The 18,000-nt window shown below is 62.1% G+C and carries 16 protein-coding genes, 2 tRNA genes and 1 pseudogene; 7 read left to right on the top strand and 12 right to left on the bottom strand.

The window, feature by feature from the left end; translation table 11 throughout:
• From NKI61_RS28910 to NKI61_RS28900, 3 genes and pseudogenes are all read right to left on the bottom strand, one after another.
• Positions 1-727, bottom strand: a pseudogene (locus NKI61_RS28910) (hypothetical protein); the annotation flags it as partial.
• A gap of 103 nt (positions 728-830) precedes the next feature.
• Positions 831-2,594 carry an arginine--tRNA ligase gene (gene argS / locus NKI61_RS28905; RefSeq protein WP_352841947.1) on the bottom strand — a complete coding sequence of 588 codons (1,764 nt, stop codon included), beginning with the start codon at positions 2,592-2,594 and terminating at the stop codon, positions 831-833.
• Positions 2,595-2,656: 62 nt separating this feature from the next.
• The gene (locus NKI61_RS28900) at positions 2,657-3,871 is read right to left on the bottom strand and encodes a deoxyguanosinetriphosphate triphosphohydrolase (RefSeq protein WP_023739017.1); all 1,215 of its coding nucleotides are present in this window, start codon (positions 3,869-3,871) and stop codon (positions 2,657-2,659) included.
• 76 nt (positions 3,872-3,947) lie between these two features.
• On the opposite strand from NKI61_RS28900, the gene erpA reads away from it, so the two are divergent.
• The 4 genes from erpA (at position 3,948) to NKI61_RS28880 (ending at position 5,866) form a co-directional block, all read left to right on the top strand.
• Positions 3,948-4,295 carry an iron-sulfur cluster insertion protein ErpA gene (gene erpA / locus NKI61_RS28895; RefSeq protein WP_031198637.1) on the top strand — a complete coding sequence of 116 codons (348 nt, stop codon included), beginning with the start codon at positions 3,948-3,950 and terminating at the stop codon, positions 4,293-4,295.
• A gap of 4 nt (positions 4,296-4,299) precedes the next feature.
• Positions 4,300-4,692, top strand: a complete 393-nt coding sequence (locus tag NKI61_RS28890) for a VOC family protein (protein WP_023691101.1) — start codon at positions 4,300-4,302, stop codon at positions 4,690-4,692.
• Positions 4,693-4,700: 8 nt separating this feature from the next.
• A complete protein-coding gene (gene xth / locus NKI61_RS28885) occupies positions 4,701-5,495 on the top strand; it encodes an exodeoxyribonuclease III (RefSeq protein ID WP_023706008.1) in 795 nt (264 codons plus the stop codon).
• Between the two features lie 116 nt (positions 5,496-5,611).
• Positions 5,612-5,866, top strand: coding sequence for a hypothetical protein (locus NKI61_RS28880; RefSeq protein WP_245260192.1), 255 nt, complete (start codon positions 5,612-5,614; stop codon positions 5,864-5,866).
• Between the two features lie 44 nt (positions 5,867-5,910).
• Here the strand turns inward: NKI61_RS28880 and NKI61_RS28875 are convergent, their stop codons facing one another.
• The 3 genes from NKI61_RS28875 to NKI61_RS28865 form a co-directional block, all read right to left on the bottom strand.
• Positions 5,911-6,735: a tetratricopeptide repeat protein gene (locus tag NKI61_RS28875; protein ID WP_023714413.1), complete on the bottom strand. Its 825-nt coding sequence runs from the start codon at positions 6,733-6,735 to the stop codon at positions 5,911-5,913.
• Entirely contained in the window at positions 6,722-8,446 is a 1,725-nt protein-coding gene (gene ilvD, locus NKI61_RS28870) for a dihydroxy-acid dehydratase (RefSeq protein WP_023706010.1), read from the bottom strand. The genes NKI61_RS28875 and ilvD overlap by 14 nt, the downstream gene beginning before the upstream one ends.
• A gap of 268 nt (positions 8,447-8,714) precedes the next feature.
• Positions 8,715-9,968 carry an OmpP1/FadL family transporter gene (locus tag NKI61_RS28865; protein WP_023741511.1) on the bottom strand — a complete coding sequence of 418 codons (1,254 nt, stop codon included), beginning with the start codon at positions 9,966-9,968 and terminating at the stop codon, positions 8,715-8,717.
• Positions 9,969-10,049: 81 nt separating this feature from the next.
• Here NKI61_RS28865 and NKI61_RS28860 point away from each other — a divergent pair, with 81 nt between their 5' ends.
• Positions 10,050-10,379 (top strand): hypothetical protein, encoded by a 330-nt coding sequence (locus NKI61_RS28860; protein WP_352841945.1) that lies wholly within the window; start codon positions 10,050-10,052, stop codon positions 10,377-10,379.
• Here NKI61_RS28860 and NKI61_RS28855 read toward each other — a convergent pair.
• Positions 10,328-13,111 (bottom strand): valine--tRNA ligase, encoded by a 2,784-nt coding sequence (locus tag NKI61_RS28855; RefSeq protein WP_023741512.1) that lies wholly within the window; start codon positions 13,109-13,111, stop codon positions 10,328-10,330. The genes NKI61_RS28860 and NKI61_RS28855 overlap by 52 nt on opposite strands.
• 268 nt (positions 13,112-13,379) lie before the next feature.
• Positions 13,380-14,258 carry a PopZ family protein gene (locus NKI61_RS28850; RefSeq protein WP_023741513.1) on the bottom strand — a complete coding sequence of 293 codons (879 nt, stop codon included), beginning with the start codon at positions 14,256-14,258 and terminating at the stop codon, positions 13,380-13,382.
• Between NKI61_RS28850 and NKI61_RS28845 the strand changes: the two genes are divergently transcribed.
• A complete protein-coding gene (locus NKI61_RS28845) occupies positions 14,200-14,382 on the top strand; it encodes a hypothetical protein (protein ID WP_352841949.1) in 183 nt (60 codons plus the stop codon). The genes NKI61_RS28850 and NKI61_RS28845 overlap by 59 nt on opposite strands.
• Before the next feature lie 206 nt (positions 14,383-14,588).
• Here the strand turns inward: NKI61_RS28845 and NKI61_RS28840 are convergent, their stop codons facing one another.
• The 4 genes from NKI61_RS28840 to NKI61_RS28825 form a co-directional block, all read right to left on the bottom strand.
• The gene (locus NKI61_RS28840) at positions 14,589-15,974 is read right to left on the bottom strand and encodes a TolC family outer membrane protein (RefSeq protein ID WP_352841943.1); all 1,386 of its coding nucleotides are present in this window, start codon (positions 15,972-15,974) and stop codon (positions 14,589-14,591) included.
• A gap of 184 nt (positions 15,975-16,158) precedes the next feature.
• On the bottom strand, positions 16,159-16,833 hold the full coding sequence (locus NKI61_RS28835; protein ID WP_023714408.1) for a protein-L-isoaspartate O-methyltransferase family protein: 675 nt from the start codon (positions 16,831-16,833) through the stop codon (positions 16,159-16,161).
• A gap of 109 nt (positions 16,834-16,942) precedes the next feature.
• Positions 16,943-17,016: transfer RNA gene (locus NKI61_RS28830), tRNA-Cys, on the bottom strand.
• Between the two features lie 337 nt (positions 17,017-17,353).
• Positions 17,354-17,614 (bottom strand): PGPGW domain-containing protein, encoded by a 261-nt coding sequence (locus tag NKI61_RS28825; RefSeq protein ID WP_023667708.1) that lies wholly within the window; start codon positions 17,612-17,614, stop codon positions 17,354-17,356.
• Positions 17,615-17,845: 231 nt separating this feature from the next.
• Here NKI61_RS28825 and NKI61_RS28820 point away from each other — a divergent pair.
• Positions 17,846-17,920 (top strand) — tRNA-Asn (locus tag NKI61_RS28820).
• Positions 17,921-18,000: the final 80 nt, after the last annotated feature.

Below are 18,000 nucleotides of genomic sequence, written 5' to 3'. Positions count from 1 at the left end.
CAGGACCGTCCAGCGTCAGCTCGTCTTCCAGCGACATCGAGACGGCATTGTCGAAATCATCGTCGAACGCGACATCGTCGGCGGGCGCAGCAGCAACCTGGGCGACATCTGCGGCATGGGCGACGGTCGCATCGTCATCGAGCAGCAACCCCTGCTCGAGCGAAGCGGCAAGCTCGTCATCCATCGGCAGGTCGTCTTCGAGCGGCGATACGTTTTCCAACGAGCTGGCGACGGCATTGTCGAAATCATCGTCGAATGCAGCTTCGTCGAATGCGGGCTCGGCAAACGAAGGTTCGGCAAACGAGGGTTCAACGGGAGCAGCCGCAGCCTGCGGGGCAGCGCCGAAATCCAGATCGGCGGCATCGTCGAAGACGAAATCATATTCCAGCGAAGCAGCCAGCGCATCGTCCATCGCGGCATCGGTGGTTTCGAAAGCCGGCTCGCGAATCTCGGCAGCAGGTTCGTAGGGCTCAGCGGCAGGCTGGTGAACCTCGGGAGCTGGCTGGCTGGCCTCCATGGAACCGACTTCATCGCCGAATTCGCCCATCAACTCCTTCTCGAGGTCGATGTCGAAATCGCCCTCGTCTGCAGCCGTCTCGACGGCTGGCGCCTGCGGCTTGACCGGCTGGCGCGGATCGAAACCCATGATCCTGGTCAGTTCAGCGAACGGGTCATCTTCGGCGATGTCGTTGTTGTCGGCTACTCTCAGCTGGGTTCTGTCTGCCATTATTGTTCCCGAACTCGCACTCATTCGGACGCCATGGACGTCGCGTAGGGTTGGCCCTTACCAGCGCAATGTGGGCAAATGGTGACAGGTGTTTTAGTTAAACCTAACGCATCTCAGTGGGCGCATCAGCCCCAATCAGCGTCAGGCCGGAGGTCAAAACATCCGAAACAGCCTGCACCAGCCCTAGTCTGGCATGAGTCAATTGTCGGTCGTTAACCTTAACAAAACGTAAGTCGGGATTCTCGGTGCCCCGATTCCAGTGTCCATGGAAGGTGGAAGCCAGATCGTAGAGGTAGAATGCCAGCCGGTGCGGCTCCAGCGCAAGGGCCGCGGATTCGATCAGCCTTGGATATTCAGCCAGCTTCCGGATCAGGCCGATCTCGCCCTCGTCGGTGAGCGACGCCGAGGCCGCGGCCAGGCTGTTGCGGTCGAAATTGGCCTCGCCCAGTTGCTCGCTCGCCTGCCGGAACACCGAATGACAGCGCGCCGAAGCGTACTGCACGTAGAACACGGGATTGTCCTTGGACTGTTCGGTGACCTTGGCGAAATCGAAGTCGAGCGGCGCGTCGCTCTTGCGGTAGAGCATCATGAAGCGGATAGCATCGCGGCCCACCTCCTCCACCGCTTCGCGCAAGGTCACGAATTCGCCCGACCGCTTCGACATCCGAACCGGTTCGCCATCGCGAAACAGCTTCACCAGATTGCACAGGAGCACCGTGAGTTGCAGGTTCAGATCATCGCCTGCAATCGCCCGCGCCAGCGCTTCCAGCCGCTTGACGTAGCCGCCATGGTCGGCGCCCAGCACATAGATCAGGCCGACGAAACCGCGGTCGACCTTATCCTTGAGATAGGCGACGTCGGCGGCGAAATAGGTGAACGAGCCGTCGGACTTGACCAGCGCCCGGTCCATGTCGTCGCCGACCGCCGTCGAGCGGAACAGCGTCTGCTCGCGGTCTTCCCAGTCGTCCGGCTTCTCGCCCTTGGGCGGCGGCAGCTTGCCCTTGTAGATATGGCCCTTCAGCGTCAGATCGTTGATCGCCGAGCGGATCCTCCTGGCATTGTCGGCATGCAGCGTGCGCTCGGAGAAGAAAACGTCGTGATGCACATTGAGCAACGCCAGATCCTCGCGGATCATCACCATCATGGCGTCGATCGTGCGGTCCTTGACGATTACCAGCGACTCATCGTCGGGCATCTGCAAGAGCTTGCGGCCAAATTCGGCAGCCAGCGCCTGACCGACCGGCACAAGGTAATCGCCGGGATAGAGACCGGCCGGTATCTCGCCAATGTCGTCTCCCAGCGCCTCGCGGTAGCGCAGGAAGGCCGAACGCCCGAGCACGTCGATCTGCGCGCCGGCGTCGTTGATGATGTATTCCTTGGTGACGTCATAGCCGGCGAAGGCCATCAGATTTGCAAGCGTGTCGCCGACAACCGCGCCCCGGCAATGGCCGACATGCATCGGCCCGGTCGGATTGGCCGAGACATATTCGACATTGGTCTTCTTGCCGCCACCAATGGTCGAGCGGCCGTAGTTTTGCCCCTCGCCGAGCACCGCGGTCAGATGTGCCTGCCAGAAAGCGTCCTTGAGCCGGAGATTGACGAAGCCGGGACCGGCGACGTCGGCTTCGGCAACATCGGCGTCGCTGCGCAGCACTTCCACCAGCCGCTCGGCCAGCGCGCGCGGGTTCTGCCCGGTGGGCTTGGCCAGTACCATCGCCGCATTGGTGGCGAGATCGCCATGGCTGGCGTCGCGCGGCGGCTCGACGGCGATGCGCGACAGGTCGGGCGAAACGCCATTACTGTGTTTCAAATCAAGCGCTTCGACGGCTTTTGTGATTCGCGCGCTGAAATCGGCGAAGATGTTCATGGGTCTTGCTCTGGCGGACTGTGCAGGGGAACCGGCTCATTGGCCGGCAAATCGCGCCCGCCCTAGCTTAAATCGGGCGTATGGTCAAACAGACGGCGGTGTTCCTTCAAGGCGTAGGTATCCGTCATCCCCGCCAGGAAATCGGCGACGCTGCGCGCCTTGATGCGGTCCTCCGCCCGGTCGAGCCCCTCCCGCCAGCCGTCCGGCATGGCGCGCGGATCGGCGAAATAGACATCGAACAGGTCGCGCACGATCTGCTCGGCCTGAGTGCGAACGCGCATCACCTCGTCATGCCGGTAGAGATGCTTGTAGAGAAAGGTCTTCAATTCCTTCTCGGTCGCCGCCACGTCAGCGGAAAAGGTCACCATCGTTTCGCCCGCCGCCCGCACCGCTTCGGCGCTGTCAGGCTTGATGCGCTCAAGATTGGCGGTGGTGGAAACAATGACATCCTCGACCATCATCGTGATCTGCCGGCGCATCAGCTCATGGCCGGTGCGCACATCGTCCAGGCCCGGATAGCGCGCGCGCACGCTTGCCAGGATCGATCCCGGCAGCGCCACCGTTTCCAGCATGTCCAAGGTCAGGAAGCCGGAGCGCAGGCCGTCGTCGATGTCATGGGTGTTGTAGGCGATATCGTCGGCGATCGCAGCACATTGCGCCTCGATGCCGGCGAAATGGTCGAGTTCGAGGTCGTGCAGCTCGGAATAGTCGCGGATCGCCTGCGGCACCGGGCCTTTGAGCCCTTTTCCCTTGGCATCTGTCAGCGGCCCATTGTGCTTGACCAGCCCTTCCAGCGTTTCCCAGGTCAGGTTTAGCCCGTCGAACTCGGCATAGCGCCGCTCCAGCCGCGTCACCACGCGCAGCGACTGCGCATTGTGGTCGAAGCCGCCCCATTGGGCCATCCGCTCGTTCAGCGCGTCCTCGCCGGTATGGCCGAACGGCGTGTGACCGAAATCGTGCACCAAGGCGACCGCCTCGGCCAGATCCTCGTCGCCGCGCAGCGCTCGCGCCAGAGCCCGCGCAATCTGCGCGACCTCGATCGAATGCGTCAGCCGGGTGCGATAGTGGTCGCCTTCATGGGCGACGAACACCTGCGTCTTGTGCTTCAGGCGGCGGAAGGCAGTCGAATGAATGATACGGTCGCGGTCGCGCTGGAATGGCGTGCGAGTCGGGCTCTCGACCTCGTCATAGAGCCGCCCGCGCGACCTGGCTGGGTCGCTGGCATAGGCCGCGCGCGGCCGATAGCCGAACCCAATGTCGCCAAGCTCATTTGTCATGGCTGATGCCGCCGCAGTTGACTTGCCCCTTCCCGCTTCATACCTATCATGTGAAACTGAAAGCAAGGTGACGCCCATGGGCGCTGATGCCAAGACTGCCATGAAAGTCGAGATGACCGAGTCCGCCGCCAGGCGGATCGCGAAAATCGTCTCGGGCGAGGCCGGCAAGACGGCGCTGCGCGTCTCCGTCGAAGGCGGCGGCTGCTCCGGCTTTTCCTACAAGTTCGACCTGGTCGGTACGCGCAACGACGACGACGTCGCCATCGAAAAGGACGGCGCCACCGTGCTGATCGACGATTTGTCGCTGGTCTATATGGGCGGCTCGGTGATCGACTTCGTCGACGATCTGATGGGCCAATCGTTCCAGATCCGCAACCCCAATGCAGTCGCCTCCTGCGGCTGCGGCACCAGTTTCTCCATCTAGGCAGATGTCCGGCGTCGGCGCGGTCCGTCAGGTCGCACTGTCGGCCGGGCGCGATCTCGACGTGACGCTGGCCTTCTGGCGCGATGTGCTCGGCCTCAACGTTCACGCCCGCTACGATCCGCCGGGCATCGCCTTCATCATGGCCGGTGATATCAGGTTGCTGTTCACCGATGGCGTTCCGGCCGGCACCGTCTATCTCGATATAGCCGGGCTCGAAGCCTTCCACGCCGAGGCGAAAGCGTCCGGCGTTCCCTTCACCGCACCGCCGGCGCTCGTCCACAACGACACCGAAGGCACGTTCGGAACGGCGGGGGAAAGCGAGTGGATGGCCTTTCTAAAGGACCCGGCAGGCAATACGATCGGGCTTGTCGAACGTCTTTCGCCCGAACATCCCTGAGGCCGCCCATGAAAATCGTTACCTGGAACATAAACGGGATTCGCGCCCGCATCGGCAACCTCACCCACTGGCTGAGCGAAAGCCAGCCCGACATCGTCTGCCTGCAGGAGATCAAGTCGGTCGACGAGCAGTTCCCGCGCGCCGAGATCGAGGCGCTTGGCTACAACGTGGAAACCCATGGCCAGAAGGGCTTTAACGGCGTCGCCCTGCTGTCGAAGCTTCCCTTCGACGAGGTTATCAGGGGCCTGCCCGGTGACGACACCGACGAGCAGGCGCGCTTCATCGAGGGCGTGTTCTCGACCGACCAGGGCGCGCTTCGCGTCGCCTCGCTCTATCTGCCCAACGGCAACCCGGTCGATGACGAGAAGAAGTTTCCCTACAAGCTGGCCTGGATGGAACGGCTGCATCGCTGGGCCGAGCAACGGCTGCTTCTGGAGGAGGCGCTGGTACTGGCCGGCGACTACAATGTCATCCCCGAGCCGGTCGATGCGCGCTTCCCCGAGAACTGGCTTGGCGATGCGCTGTTCCAGCCGCAGACCCGGCAGGCCTTCCGACGGCTGAAGAATCTCGGCTTCACCGAGGCAGTCCGCGCCGTCACCGATGCGGCCGATGTCTATACCTTCTGGGATTACCAGGCCGGTGCCTGGCAGAAGAACAACGGCATCCGCATCGACCATCTGCTGTTGTCGCCCGAAGCCGCCAACCGCTTTTCCTCGGCCTCGATTGAAAAGCACGTGCGCGCCTGGGAAAAGCCTTCCGACCATGTGCCGGTGGCGATCGATCTGGCGCTGCTGCCGGCCTGATATCAGCCGAAACCCTGATGTCGCCACAATCGCGCCATTCAGTCAGAGGTCAGCATGGCGGCTGGGGTTCCATGGCACTACGATTCCTCCTTTGCCCGATCGGTCTGGCATCTGCCATGGCCTCTCCTGCAGCGGCACTTGCCGATCAGCAGTGCCTGGCCAATGGCAAGTCCTACCAGGTCGGCCAGGTCACCTGCCTGACGGTTTCAGACAAGAGCCATATGGCCCGCTGCGACCTGGTGCTCAACAACACCTCATGGACCAAGATCGGCGACAGCTGCCCCGACAGCACGATGAAGCCGCATCTGCACGTCACGCCGATCTCGATGCCGGTACACAGAGCGGCGCCGGCGGAACTCACCGAGAACTGATGGATGTGAGCTAATTTCCCCCTTGAGGGGGGAGATTGGCAATTTCACTGGTCGTCACCACCCTTGGTGAGAAGATCGTCGGCAAGCGAAATCGCAGTGCGGCGGTCGGCTTCGCCGGCGGCGGCAAATGCCTCTTCCTGCATGCCGCGGATCCACGGCTGGTCGCTCGGCGAGGCGCGTTCGAGCGCGGCGGTCATCATGGCCAGCCCGCGCACGATCTTGCCGCTCTGGAACAGAAGATTGCCAAGCGTCGCCTGGGCGCCGGCATGGCCTTTTTCGGCGGCGAGCTGGAACCAGCGGCCGGCCTGCTTGACGCTGGCCTTGACGCCGCCCTCGCCCTTCAGGAACATCTGGCCCATCTCGAACTGGGCGTTCGGGTTGCGGTAATTGGCGGCCGCACGCATGTAATATTCCTGCGCCGCGACCTCGTTTTCCTCGACCGGGCTGCCGGGGATGCCTGTCCGGAGATAGTCGCCCAGCGCCACCAGCGCGTCGGAGACATAGCTTTCCTCCGGCGATCCCGGCTCGACATCCTGATCGACGATCTCGGAGAAGAATTTGAAGGCCGCATAGTCGTCGCGCGTCACGCCGTCGCCTTCGGCATACATGCGCGCGAGCTTCCAGGTGGCGCCGATCTGGCCGTTTTCGGCGGCGTATTTATAGGCCTCGACCGCCTGTTCCTTGTGGCCGCTCTTGTAGGCGGAGAAGCCGAACTGGAACACGGCCCATGGGCTCGATTGCGGCTTCACGCCGGTCTTGTCGTCGAACACCTTGTCGTCGAAGGCCATGGCCTGGCCCACGGCGCCAAAGATCGCAACAGCGACCAGTGCCGGAAGGACAGACGACCTCAACAACTCAGATATCCGCATAGCAATGTGTTTCTTTGGCACCGCCGGGATGGGTGACCGCGCCGTCGCGGGCTGGCCCTACCGTCTGTGCATATTTCCAGATCGCGCCCGACTGATAGTCGGTCGTGCGCGCCTTCCAGGCCTTCGCCCTCGTTGCCAGTTCAGCCTCGGACAGGTCGACCTCGATCGTGCCTTTGGTTGCGTCGATCGAGATCACGTCGCCATCCTTCAGCAGTCCGATCGGGCCGCCAACGGCAGCTTCTGGCCCGACATGGCCGATGCAGAAACCGCGCGTCGCGCCCGAAAAACGACCGTCGGTGATGAGAGCGACCTTGCCGCCCATGCCCTGGCCGTAGAGCGCCGCCGTCGTCGACAGCATCTCGCGCATGCCCGGGCCGCCGCGCGGACCTTCGTAACGGATGACGAGAACCTCGCCTTCCCGGTAGTTGCGGTGCGTGACCGCCTCGAAACATTCCTCTTCCGAATCGAAACACCGTGCCGGACCTGAGAATTTCAGCTCCGTCATGCCCGCGACCTTCACGATCGCGCCTTCGGGGGCAAGGTTGCCCTTCAAGCCCACGACACCGCCGGTTTGGGTGATTGGTCGGTTGGCGGGACGGACCACATCCTGGCTATCATTCCAGGCAACATGCTCCATGTTTTCGGCCAAAGTACGGCCAGTCACGGTCATGCAGTCGCCATGGAGATAGCCGTGGTCGAGCAGCGTCTTCATCAACAGCGGAATGCCGCCGGCCTCGAACATGTCCTTGGCGACATATTTGCCGCCCGGCTTGAGGTCGGCGATGTAGGGCGTCTTCTCGAAAATCGCGGCAACGTCGAACAGGTCGAACTTGATGCCTGCCTCATGCGCGATCGCCGGCAGGTGCAAAGCCGCATTGGTCGAGCCGCCGGTGGCCGAAACCACGGTCGCCGCATTCTCCAGCGCCTTCAGCGTGACGACGTCGCGCGGCCGGATGTTCTTGGCGATCAGCTCCATGATCTTTTCGCCGGAGGCGAAATTGAAGCGGTCGCGCATCTCGTAAGGCGCCGGCGCGCCGCAGGAGTACGGCAGCGCCAGGCCGATCGCCTCGGCGACGGTGGCCATGGTGTTGGCTGTGAACTGGGCCCCGCAGGAGCCGGCGGACGGACACGCCGCCTGCTCGATCTCGAGCAGTTCGGCATCACTGACCGTGCCGACCGAATGCTGGCCGACTGCTTCGAACACGTCCTGCACAGTGATCTGGCGGCCGCGATAGGAGCCCGGCAGGATCGAGCCGCCATAGATGAAGATCGACGGCACGTTGAGCCGCACCATGGCCATCATCATGCCGGGCAGCGACTTGTCGCAGCCGGCAAGGCCGACCAGCGCATCGTAGCAATGGCCGCGCATGGTGAGTTCGACCGAGTCGGCGATGACATCGCGCGATACCAGCGACGACTTCATGCCCTGGTGGCCCATGGCGATGCCGTCGGTGACGGTGATGGTGCAGAATTCGCGCGGCGTGCCGTTGGCGGCCGCGACGCCTTTCTTGACCACTTGCGCCTGGCGCATCAGCGAGATGTTGCAAGGCGCCGCTTCGTTCCAGCAGGAGGCAACGCCGACCAGCGGCTGCGCGATCTCGGCCGCCGACAACCCCATGGCATAGAGATACGAACGGTGCGGCGCACGCGCCGGACCGACGGTCACATGGCGGCTAGGCAGCTTGGCCTTGGAGATGACTTTGGCGTCCATTCTCTTCCTTGCCGCGGGCGGTGCGGCCTGCCCCATCGCCGAGCCTTCTGGCGCGTGTCCCGAGACAAATTCGAGGTGCGCCGGGTTTATGGCGGGAAATGGGCAATTTGGTCGAGCGGGACCGTAGCGCGGGGGTTGGTCGGGAACTGTTGCCAAAACGTCACAATTACGAGAGGTGAAAGTGATGCGACAGATTTGCAGCGCTAACTTTCACCCACAAAACAAAAGGCCGGGCAACGCTCAGCCTTTTATTATAATTTTCAGAGCCTTAGAACTTGATCTTGACGCCGCCCGAAATGGCCGTGACCAAGTCGTTTCCGAAATTGTAGCTGACATCGGTGCCGGCCTGGTAGCCGTTCTCGTCTGTCAAAGTTCCTGAGTGACCGCTGGTCAGCACACCGATCGCGCCGGCCAACCGCACTTCGATGTTGGCGGTTGGCGTGTAAGCGACGCCGCCACCGAGTGTCCACGTGTCGCTCTGGGAGCCAACGCCGTGCGAGGTACCACGATCCCACGAAATCTGAGCTGCGCCGCTCCACTGCTCGTTGAACTTGTGGCCAATGCCTGTGGTAACCGTCCAACCGTCACGGTACATCAGATCTAGCGACGTCAATCGCACCGGAGTCGGAGAGCCGAGCCCCGGAGAGATCGACGTACAAGCTGCCAGCCCCTTAGAAGCTTGCGAGCAGATAGGAATGCTCTGCAACACGCTCCAGTTGACCCATTTGACGGACCCGAAGGCAAGCCAGCCGGGTGCGATACCGGATTGGAGCTTGAATTCCAACGAATCTGGCATGGAGGCATTGCCATATATGTCTATCGGCTCGACCCCTATGCCGACCTTCGTCAAATCAAGCGTGCCAGAGAGATTGTCGAGCTTTACTTGCGAATTATAAACAAGGCTTGCGCGCAGCGCTATCTCAGGAATTTCGTAAGCAAGGCCGGCACGCCAGCCCCAGCCAGTGCCTTTGAGGTCAACGCGACCCGTGCCGCCGAAATTGGGCACCAGTGGCGACACAAGGCTTTCCTTGAAACCGTAGACTTCCTGGTAGAACACACCGCCGATGAAGCGAAGCTGCCCCTTGCCGGCATCCATCTTGTAGGAGCAGGTGCCGGCGTAGTTATTACTCTTGATGTCGGTTTCCATGTTGGACTGCGCGCCGGCCCAAAGGCCGGGAGCCGTATGCGCACCCCAAGGCTGTGAATAGTCGACCATACAGTCGACACCCTTGACCACCTCGGCCCTGACGCCGATGCGTGGCACCCAGTAGCTCTCGCTGTCTTTCGCCGTGCTGCCCAATGCCGACACGTTGCCATCTGAATTATCTGTGTCCACCGCATTCTTGAGCTTGCGCTCCGGCATGACATACGTCGCTTCGGCTTCGGTGGCGAAGGGCGCCGGATCGAAAAGAAGGTCGACGTCGTAGCCACCGCGCTCGATGCCGCCGGCATGCACGGAACCAATCAAACCCAGCGAAAAACACCCCGCCCCCAGCAGTGTTTTCAAACGCAAATTGCTCATGGATGTCCTCCCCGAAATACTAGTGCGTCAAGCTAGAACCAATTCGGGTTAACGGCGCAACAATGAATTCGAATAGCGTACATGTACACTCTTGCGGACCGCATTTCGAACACAGTGGCGGCCTGGCCGGTAGGTTCGAAAATGACCATTTGGGCGGCAGACCGGGGAACAAATCAGGTAAAACCGCTCAAAACAGCACCCAAAACCAGCTATTTTGCCGGCATTCTGCCCCATTGTTACATTATGGCAACAATGAGGTCGAAACTTTCCGTTTACGTCAATATTAACGTTACGGAACGCCTATTTTTCGAGCAAAAGAACCTTCGCGAAGCGCTGCAAGCGTCTCGCGAATCCGACCGTCAACCGGCGTCGCGCACCCTGGTCAGCGCCACCGAAAGCTTCTCCTGCTGATCGCGGTATTCGTCGAGTTTTTCGCGCTCGGCTGCGACGATCTCTTCCGGCGCGCTGGCGACGAACCGTTCGTTCGACAGCTTCTTGTGCAGCCGCGCAATTTCCTCGGTCACCTTGGCCAGTTCCTTCTGCAGCCGCGCCGCCTCGGCGGAGAGATCGATCAGGCTGCCGAGCGGCAGGCAGATCGTCGCCTCGTTAAGCACGATCTGGGCCGAGCCCTTGGGCGCGGCGTCCTGCAGCGAGATGTCGCCGACCCGCGCCAGCCGCTTGATGGCGGACGCATGGCGTTCCAGCCTCTGGTGAGTCTCGGCGCTGGCGCCGACCACCACCAACGGCGCGATCGCCGCCGGCGGCACGTTCATTTCCGAACGCACGGAGCGGATGCCGGAGACCAGATCGACCAGCCAGTTGATGTCGGCGGCCGCATCGGCGTCCTCGAAGTCGGGTGACGGCCAGGCAGCGTGGCACAGCAGCGTTGCGCGCGTCCTGCCCTCGCCTGCCGTCTGCGCCCACAACTCCTCGGTCATGAACGGCATCATCGGATGAAGCAGCTTGTAGATCTCGTCGAGCACGAAGGCGACGCAGGCACGGCTTTCGGCCTTGGCAGCCTCGTCCGTGCCCATAAACACCGGCTTCAGCAGTTCCAGATACCAGTCGCAGAACAGGTTCCAGACGAAGCGGTAGGCGGCGCCCGCTGCTTCGTTGAAGCGGTAGCCGGTGATGCCCTCGGTGATCGCGCGCGACGCCCTGGTCAGCTCGGTCAGGATCCAGCGATTGACCGGCAGCTTGGCGTCGTTGAGCCAGAAATCGTCATTGCGCGCGACCTCGTTCATCTCGGCAAAGCGTGTCGCGTTCCACAGCTTGGTGCCGAAATTGCGGTAACCGGCGATGCGCGCCGGATCGAGCTTTACGTCGCGCCCCTGCGCCGCCATCACCGTCAGCGTGAAGCGCAGTGCATCGGCGCCAAACTCGTCGATGAGGTCGAGCGGATCGATGACGTTGCCTTTCGACTTCGACATCTTCTGCCCGTTCTTGTCGCGCACCAGCGCATGCACATAGACGGTGTGGAACGGCTCCTCGTGCATGAAATGCAGGCCCATCATCATCATCCGGGCGACCCAGAAGAAGATGATGTCGAAACCGGTCACCAGCACGTCCGTCTGGTAATAGGTCTTCAGCTCCGGCGTGTGATCCGGCCAGCCCAGTGTCGAGAACGGCCACAGTGCGGACGAGAACCAGGTGTCGAGCACATCCTCGTCGCGGCTCAGGATTTCGCCCGGCTTGAAGGTCTCGAGCTTGTCCTCGACCCAGGCCTTCCACGGGCCTTCCAGCGCCAGATAATATTCAATCGCGGCGCCCAGCGCCTCTTCCTCGGTCTTCTCGACGAAGACCCGGCCGTCCGGCCCGTACCAGGCCGGGATCTGATGACCCCACCACAGCTGGCGTGAAATACACCAGGGCTGAATGTTCTCCATCCAGTCGAAATAGGTCTTTTCCCAGTTCTTCGGCACGAAGTTGGTACGGCCTTCACGCACCGATGCGATCGCCGGCTTGGCGAGCTCGGCGGCGTTTGCATACCACTGCTCGGTCAGAAACGGCTCGATCGGCACGCCGCCGCGATCGCCATGCGGCACGGCGTGGCGATGCGGCTCGATCTTGTCGAGGAAGCCGCCGGTCTCCATCAGCTCGACGATTTTCTTGCGCGCGACGAAACGGTCGAGACCGTCGAGCTCGTCCCAGACGGCCTGACGCTCCGGCGTCACGTCGAGCCCGGCGAGAAAATCCTCATTATCCCTGAGCGTTATTGCCGCCTCGATGGTCAGGATGTTGATCGCCGGCAGCTTGTGGCGCTTGCCGACCTCGAAATCGTTGAAGTCGTGCGCCGGCGTGATCTTGACCGCGCCGGAACCCTTTTCCGGGTCGGAATACTCGTCAGCCACAACCGGAATTTTCCGGCCGACGATCGGCAACACGACATTCTTGCCGACCAGATGCCGGTAGCGCTCGTCGTCCGGGTGCACGGCGACTGCCGTATCGCCCAGCATCGTCTCGGGCCGTGTCGTCGCCACGGTGATGAATGTCCCAGGATTTTCCGGATCGAAAATCTCGCCCTCGATCGGATAGCGGAAGTGCCAGAGATTGCCATTGACCTCCTGCGGCTCGACCTCCAGGTCGGAGATCGCCGTCAACAGCTTCGGGTCCCAGTTCACAAGGCGCTTGTCCTTGTAGATCAGCCCTTCCTTGTAGAGGCTGACAAAAACTTCGAGCACGGCCTTGGACAGGCCTTCATCCATGGTGAAGCGTTCGCGCGACCAGTCCGCCGAGGCGCCGAGCCGCTTCAGCTGGTTGAAAATGGCGCCGCCGGACTCGGCCTTCCACTCCCAGACCTTGTCGATGAACTGTTCGCGGGTGAGATCGCGGCGATGTATCTGCTTTTCCATCAGCTGGCGTTCGACCACCATCTGCGTGGCGATGCCGGCATGATCCATGCCGGGCTGCCACAGCACGTTTTTGCCGCGCATGCGCTCGAAGCGCACGAGTATGTCCTGCAGCGTGTTGTTGAGTGCATGGCCCATATGCAGCGAGCCGGTGACGTTGGGCGGCGGGATGACGATGGCGAAGGCCTCCGCCCCCTCCTCGGCGCCGGCGCCGGCGCGAAATGCGTCCGCCTCTTCCCAGATTTTGGCGATCCTGGGCTCGACGGTCTTGGCGTCGTAGGTCTTCTCAAGCATAGGAAAATGGTCCGCGCGGTCGGGAGTTTTGCTGACCCGGTGTAAATCGGAAGGTTTTGGCCAAGTCAACCGCGAGGGCTGCCTCAGTCCTTCAACGCAAATAGGCGGGGCCTTGGTCATTTCAACGGGAAGGCCATGCCTGCACCTTCATCGTCAGCGATCCCGACGGGAAGCTGATCGCATTCGCGACATCAGCCGGACGCTGGCCTGCAGCGAGAAAGCGCAGCCCGAAGGCGGCGCTTTAATCCGGAACGGGCTGTGGTGATGCCTATTGCGCGCCGCGCGCGACGCGCTCGATTTCTTCGCGTACCAGGCGCTCGACCAGCGTCGGCAGGTTGTTGTCCAGCCAGTCCTGCAACATCGGCCGCAGCATCTCCTCGGCCATCTCGTCGAAGGTCTTCTTGCTGCGGCTGGCGAAGGCGTCGGAGAGTTCGCCGAAGGCCGCTGCGACCTGCCGTCCCGTATGTTCCGAAACGATCGCCGGCCGAACCGGAGTTGCGTCGGCCGGGCGCGCGTGCTCGCTGCGCGAAGGATGAGCCTCGAAAGCCGGCTCGGCAGCGAGATCGTCTTCGAAAGCCTCGACCTCCGCGATTGCTGCCTGCCGATTTTCAGTCTCTGGCTGCCTGATCTCCGGCTGCCGTACTGTCTCAGCCGGTTTTGTCTGATTGCCAACCGCCGCGATTTCGCGGCGCCAATCCGTGACGATCGAGTCGGTGGTTTCCGCCTTTGCCCGCACTGCAGCTTCTGCCCTGACGGCGGGAGCAGGCTCGCTGGCTATCCTGGCGCTCACTTCCGCCAGGGTCATCGGAGCATGCGCGGGTGGCGCGGCGGTCGTGGCATTTGCCGCAATGGCAGGCTTCACTGGCGACGGCTCGGAGCGCGGCTCCAGCCGCGCAACCACCGGCTCGGCCAGTTGGGCCTGCACCTCAGCCAGCGTCACCGGCTTCTTGCTTTCGGTCGAGCTGTGCAATTCGCTGCGGAAGGCCTCGACATCCGAAATAGGCCCGGCGGCCACAAGATCCTGGCGCAACTCATCGGCGTCGCCCGGCAGCTTGCGGCCGGTGTCGCTGTCTTCGATGATCCTCCTGATGGAAGCCAGTATTTCTTCCATGGAAGGTTCGCGCTGTGCGCTGCTTGCCGTCGCCATCGTCACATCCGCCGCCCCCGCGCATGATCTCGAAAATCGATCTTCGATTTTCGAAGAGGATCAGGCGCAAAATCAAAGTTTCTACAGCGTCCTTTGCGCATCCATCGGACGCGTGGCGCTGTAGTGACCCGTTCCTGGCTTCCTGTCCGGCAAAGCCGGATACGAATCATGGCGACAGCGTAGCCGACGGATCGCCATCCGAGAATCCCCAATCTCGGGAGACGCCGGATTTCAACAATTTAGGCTAAAAAAGACAAACGCCGCGCATCCATGGGAAGCGCGGCGTGAAATGCTTTCAACCCTGGCGGGATTTGAGCCGCTCGGGTGGGCTCAACGAGCGTCCGGCGTACGCAGCCCGATCCACTTGTCCTTGACGGCTCTGTAGTGCTCTTCAGGCTTGTACTTCACCACATTCAACGCCAGGCGATCGGCCGACAGGCGGCCCATGGCCGACAGGATGGCGTAGCTCGCTACAACCACATCGCGCTCGGAGCTGGCGAGGTCGATCTTTGCCGAGATGACGGCGTTCTGGGCGTTCAACACGTCGAGCGTGGTGCGCTGTCCGACATTGCGCTCCTCGATGACGCCGTTGAGCGCCAATTGTGCGGCCGCGATCACCTGCCGGTTGGCGTCGACGCTTTCCCGCGCTGCGATGTATTGCGTCCATGCCGAGGTCACGGCCTGGCGCACCGAGTCACGGCTGACATCCACCTCGATGCGAGCTTGGCTGAGCGATTCCTTCGACTGACGAACGAGTGCGGAGGTGCGGCCGCCCGAATAGATCGGAACGGTCAGCGTCGCGCCGACGGTGGCCGCATTGGAGTCGCCGTCCGAATTCCCCGCGCCAGGTACGGTATTTTGATAGGCATGGGAAAGGCCGGCACTGGCAGTCAACTGCGGCAGCAACGCACCTTCCTGCGTCTTTACATCAAATCCCGCTGCATCGACGGAATGTAGGGCGGCCAGGATGGCCGGATGCTCGTTCGATGCAATACCGATCGCCGCCTCGAGACTCCTCGGCAACAGCTTCGCCAACGGCGACGCGGCCTTGAGCTTGCCCGGTTCGTCACCGACGATCTGATGATAGGTTGCCGCACTGGCCAGAGCCTGCGCACGGGCGGCACTCAACTGCGCCACCGCGGCCGAACGCGACGCGTCGGCCTGCGCCACATCGGTGCGCGTGCCCTCGCCGACCTCGAAGCGCGAGCGTGCCGCGCGTGCTTGCTCGGTCAGGAACTGAAGGTTCTGTTCGGTTAGCACCGCCACCTGGCGGTCGCGAATCACGTCCATATAGGCGCTCGCCGCGTTGAACAGCGTGTTCTCTTCGGTGTTGCGCAGGCCCTCGACCGAGGCCCTCACCTGTGCAGCGGCCGACGCGACTCTGTTCTTGGTCTGGAAGCCGTCGAACAGCGTCTGGTCAATCCGAACGCCGAAGCTGCCGGTGGTCAATGCCAGGCTCGCGTTCCTGCCGTTTAGGTGCCTGGAGGTGTAATCGATATCGGCCGAACCAGTGATCACCGGGCGATAGCCCGACTTGGCGATCGCCACGCCCTCATCGGTGACGCGCACGCCGGCACGGGCCGAATTCAGCGAGGAATTGTTCTGGTAGGCCTTGGAAAGCGCGCCGAGAATGGTTTCCGCCGAGGCGGCTATCGGCGAAAGCGCTGTCGCGGAAATGAGGACGGTAACAAACAGACTCTTGGCTAAGGACGGCACTTTATATCCCTCATTCGTTTTGCACGGGAACTACGCCACGCCAGCCCATCCCTAGGGATCGGCCAGCGCCGCGTCGATGTATCGTTCCCCCGCTGACAGCCTCCCGAACCCCGGTTAACCAATCAGCAACGATTGTTCAATCGCAAGCCAACATGACAGAGTCTTTGCTGCAAGGCAAAATCACTTAGAACTCGAAGGCATGAATGCGTTCAAATCCGGGTAGTGGCTTAATTGCCGCATTAAATGCCCGTCTTCCGGTTACAACCCCCCCTGCATTGAAAAAGAGCCGGGCTACGCCCGCATTGCCCTGCCCTTCCACAGCCACCAGCCGACCGCCTTCGGCTAGCTGGTCAAGCAGCGCCGCAGGCACTTTCTCGACGCTGCCGCCGATGAGAATCACATTGTAGGGCGCCTTGGCGGCATGACCTTGCGGCAGTGGGCCGGTGACCACGGTGACGTTATCGCAGCCCTGCGCCGAAAGCGCCGCTTTGGCTGCTTCCGCCAGTGTGGTATCGCTTTCCAGCGCCACGACGGATTTGGCCAGCCTGGACAGCAGCGCCGCGGAATAACCGGTGCCGCAGCCGACATCGAGCACCGAATCGCCGGCGTCGATCTCGGCCAACTGCAAAAGCTTGGCCAGTGGCGACGGCTCCATGAGGTAGCGCGCACCGCTGCCATCGGCGCCGTCGGAGATGCGGATATCCTCGTCGATATAGGCGAGAGCCTGTTGGTCGGCCCCGACAAAGGCCTCGCGCGGCACGGCAAGCATGGCATCGAGCAATGCTGCGTCGGTCACATCGGTGGTGCGGACCTGGCCGTCGACCATCTTGACGCGAAGTTCGGAGAAATCAGCGCTCATGTCCTAACCAATCCGTCAAAAGCCAATGCGCTGAAATGCGCTTGTCGCGCCGACACTGCGGCGCATTCGACCTGAACTCAAGCCCCCGGCATGCGGGAGGTGAAGCGACTGGAGGCCTCGCCCGGAATCGAACCGGGGTGCAAGGATTTGCAGTCCTCTGCGTAACCACTCCGCCACGAGGCCTCATCGCTCCCGGCGAGCGAACTCAATATGGTGGCAGCGAAAGGTCGTCAAGCGTCCGCGCGGCATTCCGGCGCGCTTTCCTCATCAGCCTCCGCAACGTGGTTCCCGAGCGGTTTCAGCGCTTGGCGCACCGGCATATTGGCCGCTCGTCAAGCGTGCTGCGCGACCGGCGAAACTCGAACCCGCAGCTTTACGCAGCGGGAGCAAACCGGCTTCGCCGCATAATCGCACGCGGCTGGCACCGGCGGCTGCCGTTCTCGAGGGATCTTCGAGGGGGAAATCTGCGAGGGGCTGGAAAGCGAAGCGGCCGCTGAACCGGAACCCCGCACCATCGCTTTCAATTTGGCCGGCGACGGCGTTCCCACCAGACGACGAACCGGCGCCGCAGGCGGCGCACCGCGGCAAATTCGTAGGAAAGCACCAAAAGGCCGAGCGGAATCATCCAGAAGCCGAGAATCGGCAGGAAGCCGAGAAGGCCGAAAAACACCAGCATGATACCGATGGCGATCCTCAGCCCGCGCGAGCGCGGCATGGTGAACTCGCGCCCGAACACCGAGATTTTCCGAGCCGGTGCCTGGTTTTCGTCTGCTGCAGTCATGTCGAAAGTCGATCCGGTTGCCTTCGATAAAGCCATATGCGCTAAAGGCTGCAATCGCCGTTCAGGTTCCGCCGACCAAGGTCCGACGGCGCCCAAGACGGCTCATATGTGGTGTCATCCGGCGATTGCCAGAAACCATTGGGTGAAAATGCGCTAAAAAATGCGAAATGCTTCTTTGCAAAGCCGAAAAGGGTTTGCTATAGGCTGCGCCACTCACATGAGAGCCTCTATTCCCCGGTAGCTCAGTGGTAGAGCAACCGGCTGTTAACCGGTTGGTCGCTGGTTCGAATCCGGCCCGGGGAGCCAACATTTCCAGGTCCATTCCGGACACATAGGTTACGGTTTATATCGGAGACATGGGTAACACTTTTGGCCCGAAGGGGTTT

Source organism: Mesorhizobium sp. M0514, assembly GCF_040321145.1.
Lineage (GTDB): Bacteria > Pseudomonadota > Alphaproteobacteria > Rhizobiales > Rhizobiaceae > Mesorhizobium.
The sequence above is the reverse complement of the archived record's forward strand: the minus strand, read 5'-3'. Positions and strand labels throughout refer to the sequence as shown.

What these genes read in the sequence shown, in the direction of transcription:
- NKI61_RS28860 (WP_352841945.1), top strand. Translation starts at nt 10,050, where the DNA reads ATGTACACTCTTGCGGACCGCATTTCGAACACAGTGGCGGCCTGGCCG.
- ilvD (WP_023706010.1), bottom strand. Translation starts at nt 8,446, where the DNA reads ATGGACGCCAAAGTCATCTCCAAGGCCAAGCTGCCTAGCCGCCATGTG.
- NKI61_RS28855 (WP_023741512.1), bottom strand. Translation starts at nt 13,111, where the DNA reads ATGCTTGAGAAGACCTACGACGCCAAGACCGTCGAGCCCAGGATCGCC.
- erpA (WP_031198637.1), top strand. Translation starts at nt 3,948, where the DNA reads ATGGGCGCTGATGCCAAGACTGCCATGAAAGTCGAGATGACCGAGTCC.
- NKI61_RS28850 (WP_023741513.1), bottom strand. Translation starts at nt 14,258, where the DNA reads ATGGCGACGGCAAGCAGCGCACAGCGCGAACCTTCCATGGAAGAAATA.
- NKI61_RS28865 (WP_023741511.1), bottom strand. Translation starts at nt 9,968, where the DNA reads ATGAGCAATTTGCGTTTGAAAACACTGCTGGGGGCGGGGTGTTTTTCG.
- NKI61_RS28845 (WP_352841949.1), top strand. Translation starts at nt 14,200, where the DNA reads ATGGAAGCCAGTATTTCTTCCATGGAAGGTTCGCGCTGTGCGCTGCTT.
- NKI61_RS28825 (WP_023667708.1), bottom strand. Translation starts at nt 17,614, where the DNA reads ATGACTGCAGCAGACGAAAACCAGGCACCGGCTCGGAAAATCTCGGTG.
- argS (WP_352841947.1), bottom strand. Translation starts at nt 2,594, where the DNA reads ATGAACATCTTCGCCGATTTCAGCGCGCGAATCACAAAAGCCGTCGAA.
- NKI61_RS28890 (WP_023691101.1), top strand. Translation starts at nt 4,300, where the DNA reads ATGTCCGGCGTCGGCGCGGTCCGTCAGGTCGCACTGTCGGCCGGGCGC.
- xth (WP_023706008.1), top strand. Translation starts at nt 4,701, where the DNA reads ATGAAAATCGTTACCTGGAACATAAACGGGATTCGCGCCCGCATCGGC.
- NKI61_RS28835 (WP_023714408.1), bottom strand. Translation starts at nt 16,833, where the DNA reads ATGAGCGCTGATTTCTCCGAACTTCGCGTCAAGATGGTCGACGGCCAG.
- NKI61_RS28880 (WP_245260192.1), top strand. Translation starts at nt 5,612, where the DNA reads ATGGCCTCTCCTGCAGCGGCACTTGCCGATCAGCAGTGCCTGGCCAAT.
- NKI61_RS28875 (WP_023714413.1), bottom strand. Translation starts at nt 6,735, where the DNA reads ATGCGGATATCTGAGTTGTTGAGGTCGTCTGTCCTTCCGGCACTGGTC.
- NKI61_RS28900 (WP_023739017.1), bottom strand. Translation starts at nt 3,871, where the DNA reads ATGACAAATGAGCTTGGCGACATTGGGTTCGGCTATCGGCCGCGCGCG.